This is a genomic window from Hyunsoonleella sp. 2307UL5-6, assembly GCF_047345485.1.
GTDB lineage: Bacteria > Bacteroidota > Bacteroidia > Flavobacteriales > Flavobacteriaceae > Jejuia.
Genome location: NZ_JBLFEN010000004.1, coordinates 1 through 12,138, shown reverse-complemented (window position 1 = coordinate 12,138; position 12,138 = coordinate 1). Strand labels below are relative to the sequence as shown.

The window sequence follows — 12,138 nt, the reverse complement described above, 5'->3', positions numbered from 1 at the left end:
CTTATACAGCATACTCGGAAATGTATACTACCAAGGTGAGGCTAAGTAAGGGAATGAGCTCAAAAAGGTTTTATCGTTAGCATCTACATTGTCATCAGATAATGTTGGGTTCTCACTAAAATCTTCACCACCAAAAATTAGTAGTAGCTCTACAGTTATTACATCATCAGCTAACGCACGACCAGTAAGGACATTTTCGCCATCAAAAAATGTTGTAGTGCCATCTAGTGATACATTTAAAACATCAGTTGCCAATAAACCTGTAAATGTTGCAGCATCTTGCCCAAGAGCGTTAGTACCACCATTAGCATAAGCAGGACTTAAGGCTAATAAATTAGCTTCAAACATACCCTGAAATGCAGCATTTTGTTCAGAAGGAACAGTTACATTATACATATCTTTATTTGCAGGAGACACAAATACTGTGTTAACAGCTGGTCTACCCATTTGATCTTCTTGAGAATATGTACCAGAAAAATCAGGACCTGCTGGTTGTGTAGGTGCATCGTCATCATTATTTGAGCAATTAAATGCTAAAAATGAAAGTGTTAGTGCTAGTGTATATATTTTTAAAGTTTTCATAATTTATATTTTAATAAGATTTATAACTATTATTATTTTGTTTTACTTTCTACCCAAGTATTAATAGTTCCAGAACCGCCTATCATAGATTTAGGCACTTCTACAACAATTGACATTACATTAGATCCAGCAAATGTATCAGCTCCTGGATCATTAAACCCTGTTGCAGTACCACCAATAATTGCAGAATATTGTGCAAAATCCATAAAGAATGGATCATCTCTTGGTCCTGCAAAAAAGCTCATACCGTTATTTGTTGCTATTGTAGCACTAGAACCATAAGCAGTAATATCTACAACACCACCAACTGTAGCGTTAGTTTCAATTGTACTATTTAAACCTGTTTGAGATGGTGCTATCGGGCCAAAAAAGTACATTTGCCCATCTCTTGCAATGGCTTGTATTACTAGGTCTTCAACATTATCACCTGTGTTATCAATATTAAACTCCACCAAAACATTTTCGTCAAAAGACGCATTTGCTGTGTTTGCTGGACTAATTAAACCTTGAATGTTAGCTACAAATACTAAATTATCAGTGTCTTCGCCTTGAAAGGCATAAAAATCGGTGATATCACTTGTACCACCACTTACTGCAGGCGCATCGATATGATCTGCTGCAATTACGAAGAAACTAGCTATTGCTAAAACTCCAACTCCTAAAACTGTTTTTAAATTTTTCATGATTTTTTGAGATTTTATATTATTAATTTTTGACTCTCAATCTACTTACGGAAAAAAGGTTTTAGCGGTTTTGTTAAAATTATGTTAAAGAACAAAACGTGCATTATTTTCCAGTAAAAGCTTACTTTTACATTTCCCTAATAAAGTATATGAACCCATCAGCAACTGGTTGGATAAAAAAACTTGAAAGCGAAGTAGCTTTAAATAATATCTTCTTAGATTTTAGTGAAGAACTATTTTATGATGCTTTAAGATCTTGTGGGTTTATTTACGGTAGTAATCAAAATAGTATTGCTCAAATAATACCTAAAGGATATCTTACTGAGGAAGAAATTTGTAAAATAAATCTTTGCACATCCTTATATTACACACATTATAATTCTGACAGCAGAACACCTTTTGTAGATAGCATAATCGGATTTTATTCTGAAATAAGTGATATAAAATCTTCTTTTTTTAAAGATTTGTTAATAGGAAAAAAAAATCACGAACAACTAGAAAATGTTATACATAAGCGCATTCAAATTGATGCAAATGTTCTTACTAAAAACTTCAATTACTTTATTATAAATGCACTACTTTATGTAGATGTATTGGCATACAAAAGGTATCTAGCGAAACATAAATTTTCTATTAATTATATAAAGAAATTAGAAGCTTCTATTATTACAATTTCGTTAGATGTTTTAAACTCTAAGGAAGAAAAAAACGACTATGATGAGAGTTTGATAAAATTATTTCAATCATCACTTCGGTTTAACGAGCATAAACACTTAAATTATAAAAAAGCCATATTATTTCTATCTACAAATGAAGAACGTTATTACATTTTAGATTTAGCATGTATGGCAACTTGGAGTGATCAAACTATTGATGTTGAAGAGCAACATTTTTTAGAAAAATTAGGTAATGATTTAAATTTGAGTATTTCTAGAATAAACCAAGCTATAAAAACAGTAAATCAATTTTACACATTACATAAAAATGATATTGCTTTATTAAGCTCTAAAAACATGGTACAAAGTTTTTACAACAATTCTAGCAAAATAGTTACAAAATTAATTTCTAGAAATAGTAAAAGGTTATATCAAGAATTAAAAGACAGTAAAGAACTCATGGTTTTACTTTCTCAATCAACCTTGAGGGATTTAAATAAAGAAGAACAACAAAAAGTACAAGAACAACTATTAGATATTTTTAAATCTATACCAAGTTTAGCTATTTTTTTACTGCCTGGTGGCGCATTACTGCTACCACTAGTTGTAAAATTTATACCAAAGCTTTTACCATCAGCATTTGATGAGAATAGGATTGACGATTAAAATACCACTAAAATTGCTTAAAAAATTTATTCAATTATAAAATCAAAATATGTATTGCGATAAGGTTCGCCTTTTAGGGTAAAATGCCACCACTCTTTTGCGTAGTTTCTAAAACCATATTTTAACATTACAGTTTGCAATAACACCCTATTTTCTTTTTGTTTTTTAGTGACACCCTTAAAATTCACCCAAGACTCCATACCAAAAAAATCATAGATACTACCCATATCGAGTTCCTTATTAGTACTTAAGTCTATAATTGTAATATCAACGGTACTTCCTTTTGTATGTCCAGATCTTGAGGCTATATATTCTTCTTTAAATAAATTCTTTTTTTTAATATTTGGGTAAAACTCAGCTTTATTAATAGTATCACTTAAGTTTTTAGCCCAACGTATAAAATGATTAACAGCGCGTTGTGGTCGGTAACCGTCATACACTTTAAGCCCTAGGTTTTTACCTTTTAAATCTTTTTGAACTTTTTTTAGAGCACTTAAAGTTTCCTCTGTTAATATTAAGCAGTTATTTGTATACCCATCTATTTGTTGACCTACAAAATTATGAGTTCCAAAATATCTTAATTCCACCTCTATATCAGGAATAACATTTTTAGCGTAATTAAAACCCTCTGGTAATTGAGCATAACTTAAAAAAGTAAATAACAGTAATAAAAATGTAAAACTATATTTCATTAAAAAAATGATTTATGCTAATTTAGAAAATAAAAACTATGGCACTATTAGACGTTCAGAATTTAAATATGAAAGATGCAGATGTTGTCTACTATCCTAACTTTTTTGATAAAAATAAAGCAGATACATATTTCAAAAAATTAAAGTCTGAAATTAAATGGCAACAAGATGAAATAAAAGTTTTTGGAAAAACTTATAATCAACCTAGATTAACTGCTTTTTTTGGTGTTAATAATGAACCGTATACGTATAGTAATATCACTATGTATCCAAATCGCTTTGATGGTGCTATTCTAGATATTAAAAATAGTATAGAATTACAATTAAACGTCTTTTTTACTAGCTGTTTAGCAAACTTATATCGTGATGGTAAAGATAGCAATGGGTGGCACGCAGATAACGAGAAATCGCTTGGTAAAAACCCAATAATTGCGTCTCTTACTTTTGGTGAGGAACGCCCGTTTCATTTTAAACATAAAGATGACAAATCTTTAAAACATAAAATAATATTAAAACACGGTAGTTTACTATTAATGCAAGGGCTAACACAAGATAAATGGTTACATCAAATACCAAAAACAACTAGAAAAATAGGCTCTAGAATTAACCTAACATTTCGGATTATTCCACAAAAAAACCGAGTTCCCTCAAACTCGGTTTCTTCTTAATTTGCTTTTTATATTATGTGCTAGATTTGGGGTCTCCACATCAACATCATAATGCAAATATTAATTAATTAATCCATTGAACTAAAAAGTATATTATTTAGTACACTTCAAATATATAAACCGAATTGAAATATCAAGATTAAAAACATAATTAATCGATAAAATACACATTTCTTTAACACACTTCGTCGATATAACTAAAATCATCGACGAAATACGTATTTTGTTAATGGTTTACATGAAAAAAGCATCCTTTTAAAAGGATGCTTTTTTTCTAAACTAACCAACCAAAATATGAAATTACATTTCTAAAGTTTAAAGTAACCACTCAATAAACTAGTATTCGAACTGTAATCGATTTAATATAAACAACTACTATGCCAAACTAAAACACTTACTCATTATATTTTATTTATCTTAGAATCTTAAAAAGATTTTTAAATGTTAAACCAACCAATATTCACACAAGATACTATTGTATTCGGGTTATTGATGCTAGCTCTAGGATTTGTTTTTTATACATCAACAAGCTCTAATAGATTCTGGAAAAAATTCTACAAGTACATTCCTGCATTACTAATGGCGTATATGCTTCCAGGAGCGTTTACCACTTTGGGCATTATTTCTCCAGAATGGTCGGTAACCAACGAAGCTGGAGAGGTAATTAAACATAAATCTCAAATATACTATATAGCTAGCCGATATTTACTTCCAGCTGCTTTGGTATTAATGACGCTAAGTATTGATTTAAAGGCTATCTATAATTTAGGTCCAAAAGCTTTGATTATGTTTTTAACTGGCACAGTAGGCGTAATTATTGGAGGACCACTAGCTATTTTACTAATATCTATAATATCACCAGAAACTGTGGGTGGTGCAGGACCAGATGCAGTTTGGAGAGGTTTAGCTACATTAGCTGGTAGTTGGATTGGTGGAGGTGCAAACCAAGCTGCTATGTTAGAAATTTATAAATTTAATACAGACAACTACGCAGGAATGGTGATTGTAGATATCGTTGTAGCAAATATTTGGATGGCAATCTTACTATTAGGTATTGGTAAATCTGAAAAAATTGATAAATGGTTAAAAGCAGACAAAAGTGCTATAGAAGAGTTAAAGGATCGTGTTTCCACGTATACAGATAAAATTTCTCGAACGCCAACGCTAAGCGATTTAATGATTATTTTAGGTATTGCGTTTACTATTGTTGGTATTGCACATTTTGGAGCTAATACTATATCTAAATTTTTAACTACTAATTTTGAATCGGTAAGAGATACATCTTCTGCAATGTCGTCTTTTGGTTCTCAATTTTTCTGGATGATTACAATTGCCACTATAATTGGAATATTAGCATCTTTTACAAAACTTAAAACCTATGAAGGTGCAGGTGCCAGTAAAATTGGTAGCGTTTTTATTTATATACTTGTAGCAAGCATAGGAATGAAAATGGATTTGACTAAAATAGCAGAAAATCCAGGGCTTATTTTTGTAGGTATTGTTTGGATGCTTATTCACGTTGTTCTATTATTTTTAGTAGCTAAAATTATTAAAGCACCTTACTTTTTTCTCGCAGTTGGAAGTAAAGCTAATATTGGTGGTGCTGCATCAGCTCCAGTTGTAGCGGCTGCATTTCATCCATCACTAGCAACAGTTGGTGTATTATTAGCCGTTTTTGGTTACGTTGTAGGTACATACGGCGCCATGTTATGTGCAGAACTAATGAAAATTGCTGCAGGCGGTTAGTTTATATTTAATAATTATAAGATATTTGCGCACCTAATTATACGTTTATTAATATGAAAACATACAGTATTCTATTCCTTATCGGAGTTATCTTTTCTTGCTCAAATACCTCTAAAGACTTAGTTGTAAAAACAAATATTAAAGATTTAAAGAAGGGAACTGTTTATCTTAAACGGGTTGTTGATTCTACTCTAGTTACTGTAGATTCTGTATTGGTAAATGGTAATTCTGAATTTGAATTATATGCCGACTTAGATGAACCTGATTTGTTTATTTTAGATCTTGATAAAAATTCTAAGGAAGATGAAAGAATTAGTTTTTTTGCAGATAAAGGTATCATAGAAATTAACACCACTTTAAAACGTTTTGTAACTGATGCTGAAATAAAAGGATCTGAACAACAAAAGGTTTTAGAAGATTATCAAAAACTAATATCGCGTTTAAATAATAGAAATTTAGATTTAATTAAAGAACGTTTTGAAGCAGGAAAGGTGGGAGACACAACCTTACTTAGGTCTATTCAGAAAAAAGAATTAAGTGTTTTTAAAAGTAAATATTTACAAACAGTAAATTTTGCATTAAATAATAAAGACAGTGAAGTAGCTCCTTACCTGGCACTTTCAGAAATTTATGATGCTAATTTAAATTTATTAGATACTATACATAAATCTCTTACTCCCAAAATTAAAGCATCTAAATACGGTAAAGAATTACATAATTTTATTGAACTACGAAGAGCAGACGAAGAGTAATAAAAAAAGCCTCAAAACTTAGTTTTGAGGCTTTTTTTTTGAGCCGATGGAGGGACTCGAACCCACGACCTGCTGATTACAAATCAGCTGCTCTAGCCAGCTGAGCTACATCGGCGTTTTTTCATGGATGCAAATATAATTTGTATTATATATTATGCAATTAATCTCCAATAAAAATTAACCTAAATTGTTAATTTTTTCAATTAATGCTCTTCCTTTTTCTTCCAATTCTTTATTTACTGTTTTTAATTGTGATTTTTTATTATCAACATTTCTATCATTTACCTTAGCAATTAATTCATCAAATGTTTCAATAGCTTCGTCTATTATTGCTTCACTTTTTTTAGTGCCCTTATCTGTATTTTCGTATTCCCAAACATAAACCGCTTCAATAATATCTCCAAACACGTAGTTTATATCTTTTTTTAAATTCCTAATACTTGCCATAATTCTATTTTTAATTTATTGTAAATATATATTATTAACTTTTGGATAGCCCAAATAATTTAGTTTCCAGAATAAGTAACAAAATTACGAGGTGTTTCATAGAGTGTAATTTCTAATTTTAAATCACCATCTAATTTAGATTTCATTTTATCGTAAATGACTACTGCAATATTTTCGGCTGTAGGATTTAAATCTTTAAATTCTGGAACTTCAATATTTAAGTTTTTATGATCAAAAGCGTCTTCTACTTCACTTTTAATAATATCTTTTAAAACTTTCATATCTATTACGTAACCAGTTTCTGGATCTATTTCTCCGTTGACACTAACGATTAACTCATAATTATGACCATGAAAATTAGGGTTATTACATTTACCGAATATTTCATCGTTTTTTTCAAAATTCCAATCTTTCTTGTATAGTCTATGAGCCGCGTTAAAGTGTGCCTTTCTACTAACTGTTACTCTCATGAATTTATATTTATATGTTTGTAAAATTTATCAAAAATGACTTTAAACCACGCCGTATATAGTTCGGGATTTAGTGAAATATCTGTTTTAACTTCTTCTAAAGGCATCCATTTCCAATCTGCAACCTCTTCTTTATTAATTTTTGGAGCTTCAGTATATTTTCCCAATAAAACATGATCGTATTCGTGCTCTGTTAGGCCATTATCAAAAGGTGCTTTGTATATAAACGATATAGATTCTTTTAAATCTACTACAAAACCCATTTCTTCCATCAATCGTCGTTTTCCTGCAGCAATATTAGTTTCTCCATCTCTTTGATGACTACAACATGTATTAGTCCAAAGTCCTGGAGAGTGATATTTAGACAAAGCGCGTTGTTGCAACATTAAGTGATTATCATCATTAAATATAAATACAGAAAATGCACGATGTAATAATGCTTTTTTATGAGCTTCAAGCTTAGGCATTAAACCAATTTGTTCATCTTGTTCGTTAACAAGAATTACTTTTTCTTCTTTCATCTGTCAATTTTTATGAGTAGTGAGGTAAGATATCATTTGATAGTGAAACTGGTAAATTAAACTCAATTTATACTCATATCATAATTTACAAAAATACGAACAAAATATTACTTGTTTCGCCCTGTTATAAATAAAAAAGCACCTAAAATATATTTAGGTGCTTTATAAATTGATGGTTAATATTATTAATTTTCTACAACAATAAATTCACTTCTTCGGTTATTTTGGTGTTCTTCTTTAGAACACTTTACACCGTTGGAACAACGATTAGTTAATCGCGTTTCCCCATAGCCTTTTCCTGATATTCTGTTAGTAGAGATACCGCCTTTATTTATGATATATGCCTTTGTGGATGCGTTTCTTCGTTGAGATAATGATAAATTATAAGCATCTCGCCCTCTTGAATCGGTATGAGACCTTACATCTATTTTTACGCTAGGATACTCTTGCATATATTTGATAACCTTAGCTAATTCTATTTCTGCATCAGGTCGAATAAATGATTTATCATAATCAAAATAAATTGGATTTAAATTTAATAAAAGTGCTAAATCTGTTCCAATTTTAGCAGCACTAGGCTCTAATGATAATTTTAATTTTAAATCGTCCGTTGAGCTAGCATCTACAATAAAATCTGTAAAATCATCTTCAAACTTTTCTTTTTGTGCTTCAACTATATAGGTTTGCGCTTTACAACTTAAATTAAATTGAAATTTACCTTTATCATCACTATTTAAAGTTTTTAAAATATTATTATTTTCATCTTTTAAAGTGACTATTGCATTAGGCAAAATCTCATTTGTTCGTTTATTTACTACTGTACCTTCTATATCATATTCGCATTCAGGTATTTGAAAACTATAAATATCATCATCACCCTTTCCTCCTTGTCTATTTGAAGAAATATATCCTTTTTTTGTAGCTTCATCTATAATATAAGCAAAGTCGTCTTTTGGGCTATTGATAGGTTTTCCAATGTTTTTTAATACACCAGATTTGATATTTTCTGCTTCTATCATAAAAACATCTAAACCACCTAAACCTAAATGTCCATCTGATGAAAAATATAAAACACCTTTATCACTTATAAAAGGAAAGTTTTCTCTACCCTCTGTATTAATTTTTGGCCCTAGGTTTAATGGCGCTCCATAAGTACCGTCATCATTTATATCAACAACAAAAATATCTGACATACCCTTAGTTCCTGGCATATCTGAAGCAAAATACAAATGCTTTTCATCTACACTTAAAGCTGGGTGTGCTACACTATACTCGTCATTATTAAATGGCATAGACTCTACGTTAGTCCACGCTCCATCAACTAAAGTTGCTTTGTAAATTTTTAAAGCATGCGTATTTTCGCTATTCTTTTTAAACTTACCGTTATAATAATTATTTCGTGTAAAATAAACTGTAGTGCTATCTTTTGTATAGGAAGTGGAAGATTCGTGATATTTTGTATTGATATCGCCTACGATTTCTTGAACATTACCTTCGGCATCCAATTCAAATAAATCTAAAAACGGTTGAGCATTCCAACTGTAAATTTTTCCATCTTGATCTCTTGAAGATGCAAACACAAGATTACCATTGTGCAAAGAAGCTCCAAAATCTGAAAATGCAGTATTAATATCTAAATTCTGCAATGTGAAATTTTGAGACATGGTTTCCACTACATCTAAATAATTTGAATTATTTAAAAACTTTAAACCTCTAGAGTCGTCTGGTCTTAATGACGCAAACGTTCTAAGAGCATCATCTGCAGCCTTATAGTTTTTTTCTGCTTTAAGCGCCTGAGCATACCTAAAATAATTTTCAGGGTTTGTTTGTGGGTTTAAAGCAATCAATTTGCTATACCAATTTATAGCATCATTCATTTCACCATTAAAGTAAAAAGCATTAGCTAACTTCTCTAGAACTTCAGGAGATGCGCCCTCGTTATTCGCTAACTTTAAAAGATCATTTCTTGACTCTACGTAAGACAGTTTTTCATACTTTTTTATAGCATTTGAAACTTTACCCTTTTGAGCATAAGACGTTGCAAATACAAAAACAGTAATTATAGATAGTATATATATTCTTTTTTTCATATCAGTTGGCTTTTTAGAAGAATCTTGGTGATAAAATTTTACCTATTTGCTGTAATTCAAATCTTAACATAATTTCATGTGTTCCACTATTATAATTATTCAATGCTGTTGTTGTAGCATCATAAGCATACCCTGCAAATAACCCTGGTGTAATTTGAAAACCTAATAAGCCACTTACGGAGTCATCCCATCTGTAGGCTAAACCTAAAGTAAATTTATCATTAAAAAGAGCATTAACAGATAAATCTGCAATTAAAGGTGCTCCTGAAACGCCTTTTACAAGAAACGCTGGCTTTAATTTAGTGCTTGCACTTAAATCAAAAACATAACCACCTATCAAGAAATAGTGTAAACGCTCTGTTGCGATTGATTCTTGAAAATCATCATAGTGCTCTGTAGTAAACATATTAGGTACTGATAGCCCCAAATACCACCTATCAGAATGCAAATACAATGCAGCCCCTAAAGTTGGTGAGATTAAATTGATATTCTCATTAAATAATCTATCGGGATTTTGAAACAAACCTTTACTCCAATCGGTATCCAATAAATGCAAACCACCTTTTAAACCAAAAGACAACTCTAAATCTCCAGAAGCATTAACTGGTATAGTATATGAAAAATTTACATCTATACTGGTTTCTTCTGCTGGTCCTAGTTGGTCACTAACAATATTTAGTCCTAAACCTAGTCTTTCATTTCTCAATGGTGAGTGAATTCCAAATGTTACAGTTTTTGGAGCTCCATCTATACCAACCCATTGTGTTCTATAAAGTGCAGTGGCGCTTAAAACATCTCTTTGTCCTGCATAAGCTGCATTAACACTCATAGTATTATACATATATTGTGTATACTGTGGGTCTTGTTGTGCGTTAGTTTTTATACTTAATAGTGCAGTAAACACTACTAAAATTAAACTTTTAATTAATGATGTATTCTGTATCATCTTTTTAATTTTTATTAGCTCGTTTACTTATTATCTATTTATATATAACCATCCTACTTTTGGTTCTGAACCATCACCGAAATCCAACACATAATAATATGTACCTGGTGGTAATTTGTCATCTGTATTTACAGTAGCTCTTCCGTTAGATGTTCCATCCCAATCATTGTTATAGTTACGTTCCTGATAAACTATATTACCCCATCTGTTGTATACTTCTATCTTATTGTTAGGGAAATTCTCTATACAGTTTATAATTAAAGTGTCATTAACACCATCTCCATTAGGTGAGAATTCGTTAAATACTACTAAACAACCAAGTTCTGTGAATGTAGGATCGTCGGTGCTATTACCATCCAAATCATCACCATCATCACTTATATCAGATACAGTACCAACACTTGTATTAGTTCCTGTAACCTGAACACTATTGCTTACACCTCCAGCATTAATAGCTTCTTGATTTATAATAAAGCTAGCCTGATATGTTGCTATTTCGCCTACTAATAATGTTCCATCTGGACTACCCAGTGTTGCATCAACAAATGTAGGTTCATCAGTTAATGAGATAGTATTTCCGTTAGCATCAGTAAAGTTATCAACTAATGCTATTCCCGTTAAGTCAAAATCACCTGTATTCTCTACTTCAATTGTATAGATTATTAAACTGCCTAATGTTGTACCTCTAACATCAGCTAACTTAATAACTCTAATAGAAGCTTCACAATCATTAGATATTGGACTACATGGATTATTTGGATCACTTGTTGGGCCGCCTGGGAACGTTGTTGGATCTGCTGGTGTACTTGGATCGTCGATTCCTGTGGTTTCTTCACAATCTGTAAGTCCGTCACCATCTGTATCCGTTGTATCTATTCCGATTGGACTACAAGCATCGTTTGGATCACTTGTTGGGCCGCCTGGGAATGTTGTTGGATCGTCTGGTGTACTTGGATCGTCGATTCCTGTGGTTTCTTCACAATCTGTAAGTCCGTCACCATCTGTATCCGTGGTATCTATTCCGATTGGACTACAAGCATCGTTTGGATCACTTGTTGGGCCGCCTGGGAATGTTGTTGGATCGTCTGGTGTACTCGGATCGTCAATTCCTGTGGTTTCTTCACAATCTGTTAGTCCGTCACCATCTGTATCTGTTGTATCTATTCCGATTGGACTACATGGATCGTTTGGATCACTTGTTGGGCCACCTGGGAATGTT

The 12,138-nt window shown here is 31.4% G+C and carries 13 protein-coding genes and 1 tRNA gene; 4 read left to right on the top strand and 10 right to left on the bottom strand.

Annotated elements, in window-relative coordinates:
- Nucleotides 1-27: 27 nt before the first annotated feature.
- Together ACKGJY_RS08170 and ACKGJY_RS08165 are read right to left on the bottom strand one after the other, a co-directional pair.
- On the bottom strand, nt 28-582 hold the full coding sequence (locus tag ACKGJY_RS08170) for a DUF4331 family protein (protein WP_413973390.1): 555 nt from the start codon (nt 580-582) through the stop codon (nt 28-30).
- Between the two features lie 32 nt (nt 583-614).
- Complete coding sequence (locus tag ACKGJY_RS08165) at nt 615-1,265, bottom strand: DUF4331 family protein (protein WP_413973389.1); 651 nt, start codon at nt 1,263-1,265, stop codon at nt 615-617.
- 149 nt (nt 1,266-1,414) lie between these two features.
- On the opposite strand from ACKGJY_RS08165, the gene ACKGJY_RS08160 reads away from it, so the two are divergent.
- Nucleotides 1,415-2,587 carry an LETM1-related biofilm-associated protein gene (locus ACKGJY_RS08160; protein ID WP_413973388.1) on the top strand — a complete coding sequence of 391 codons (1,173 nt, stop codon included), beginning with the start codon at nt 1,415-1,417 and terminating at the stop codon, nt 2,585-2,587.
- A 26-nt stretch (nt 2,588-2,613) separates the two neighbouring features.
- Here ACKGJY_RS08160 and ACKGJY_RS08155 read toward each other — a convergent pair whose 3' ends face one another.
- On the bottom strand, nt 2,614-3,279 hold the full coding sequence (locus ACKGJY_RS08155; RefSeq protein ID WP_413973387.1) for a M15 family metallopeptidase: 666 nt from the start codon (nt 3,277-3,279) through the stop codon (nt 2,614-2,616).
- 38 nt (nt 3,280-3,317) lie between these two features.
- On the opposite strand from ACKGJY_RS08155, the gene ACKGJY_RS08150 reads away from it, so the two are divergent.
- From ACKGJY_RS08150 to ACKGJY_RS08140, 3 genes are all read left to right on the top strand, one after another.
- Entirely contained in the window at nt 3,318-3,947 is a 630-nt protein-coding gene (locus ACKGJY_RS08150) for an alpha-ketoglutarate-dependent dioxygenase AlkB family protein (RefSeq protein ID WP_413973386.1), read from the top strand.
- Nucleotides 3,948-4,388: 441 nt separating this feature from the next.
- A complete protein-coding gene (locus ACKGJY_RS08145) occupies nt 4,389-5,693 on the top strand; it encodes a DUF819 domain-containing protein (protein WP_413973385.1) in 1,305 nt (434 codons plus the stop codon).
- A gap of 53 nt (nt 5,694-5,746) precedes the next feature.
- A complete protein-coding gene (locus ACKGJY_RS08140; RefSeq protein WP_413973384.1) occupies nt 5,747-6,445 on the top strand; it encodes a DUF4369 domain-containing protein in 699 nt (232 codons plus the stop codon).
- 41 nt (nt 6,446-6,486) lie between these two features.
- Here ACKGJY_RS08140 and ACKGJY_RS08135 read toward each other — a convergent pair.
- The 7 genes from ACKGJY_RS08135 to ACKGJY_RS08105 form a co-directional block, all read right to left on the bottom strand.
- Nucleotides 6,487-6,560: transfer RNA gene (locus ACKGJY_RS08135), tRNA-Thr, on the bottom strand.
- Between the two features lie 62 nt (nt 6,561-6,622).
- A complete protein-coding gene (locus ACKGJY_RS08130) occupies nt 6,623-6,892 on the bottom strand; it encodes a hypothetical protein (RefSeq protein WP_413973383.1) in 270 nt (89 codons plus the stop codon).
- Between the two features lie 59 nt (nt 6,893-6,951).
- Nucleotides 6,952-7,362, bottom strand: a complete 411-nt coding sequence (locus ACKGJY_RS08125) for a 6-pyruvoyl trahydropterin synthase family protein (RefSeq protein WP_413973382.1) — start codon at nt 7,360-7,362, stop codon at nt 6,952-6,954.
- The gene (gene idi, locus ACKGJY_RS08120) at nt 7,359-7,883 is read right to left on the bottom strand and encodes an isopentenyl-diphosphate Delta-isomerase (RefSeq protein WP_413973381.1); all 525 of its coding nucleotides are present in this window, start codon (nt 7,881-7,883) and stop codon (nt 7,359-7,361) included. Before idi ends, ACKGJY_RS08125 begins: the two co-directional genes overlap by 4 nt.
- Before the next feature lie 185 nt (nt 7,884-8,068).
- Nucleotides 8,069-9,973 carry an OmpA family protein gene (locus tag ACKGJY_RS08115; protein ID WP_413973380.1) on the bottom strand — a complete coding sequence of 635 codons (1,905 nt, stop codon included), beginning with the start codon at nt 9,971-9,973 and terminating at the stop codon, nt 8,069-8,071.
- Between the two features lie 13 nt (nt 9,974-9,986).
- On the bottom strand, nt 9,987-10,919 hold the full coding sequence (locus ACKGJY_RS08110; protein WP_413973379.1) for a type IX secretion system membrane protein PorP/SprF: 933 nt from the start codon (nt 10,917-10,919) through the stop codon (nt 9,987-9,989).
- Nucleotides 10,920-10,949: 30 nt separating this feature from the next.
- Nucleotides 10,950-12,138 (bottom strand): gliding motility-associated C-terminal domain-containing protein (locus ACKGJY_RS08105; RefSeq protein WP_413973378.1); only part of this gene is annotated, 1,189 nt, incomplete at its 5' end.

What these genes read in the sequence shown, in the direction of transcription:
- ACKGJY_RS08170 (WP_413973390.1), bottom strand. Translation starts at nt 582, where the DNA reads ATGAAAACTTTAAAAATATATACACTAGCACTAACACTTTCATTTTTA.
- ACKGJY_RS08165 (WP_413973389.1), bottom strand. Translation starts at nt 1,265, where the DNA reads ATGAAAAATTTAAAAACAGTTTTAGGAGTTGGAGTTTTAGCAATAGCT.
- ACKGJY_RS08160 (WP_413973388.1), top strand. Translation starts at nt 1,415, where the DNA reads ATGAACCCATCAGCAACTGGTTGGATAAAAAAACTTGAAAGCGAAGTA.
- ACKGJY_RS08155 (WP_413973387.1), bottom strand. Translation starts at nt 3,279, where the DNA reads ATGAAATATAGTTTTACATTTTTATTACTGTTATTTACTTTTTTAAGT.
- ACKGJY_RS08150 (WP_413973386.1), top strand. Translation starts at nt 3,318, where the DNA reads ATGGCACTATTAGACGTTCAGAATTTAAATATGAAAGATGCAGATGTT.
- ACKGJY_RS08145 (WP_413973385.1), top strand. Translation starts at nt 4,389, where the DNA reads ATGTTAAACCAACCAATATTCACACAAGATACTATTGTATTCGGGTTA.
- ACKGJY_RS08140 (WP_413973384.1), top strand. Translation starts at nt 5,747, where the DNA reads ATGAAAACATACAGTATTCTATTCCTTATCGGAGTTATCTTTTCTTGC.
- ACKGJY_RS08130 (WP_413973383.1), bottom strand. Translation starts at nt 6,892, where the DNA reads ATGGCAAGTATTAGGAATTTAAAAAAAGATATAAACTACGTGTTTGGA.
- ACKGJY_RS08125 (WP_413973382.1), bottom strand. Translation starts at nt 7,362, where the DNA reads ATGAGAGTAACAGTTAGTAGAAAGGCACACTTTAACGCGGCTCATAGA.
- idi (WP_413973381.1), bottom strand. Translation starts at nt 7,883, where the DNA reads ATGAAAGAAGAAAAAGTAATTCTTGTTAACGAACAAGATGAACAAATT.
- ACKGJY_RS08115 (WP_413973380.1), bottom strand. Translation starts at nt 9,973, where the DNA reads ATGAAAAAAAGAATATATATACTATCTATAATTACTGTTTTTGTATTT.
- ACKGJY_RS08110 (WP_413973379.1), bottom strand. Translation starts at nt 10,919, where the DNA reads ATGATACAGAATACATCATTAATTAAAAGTTTAATTTTAGTAGTGTTT.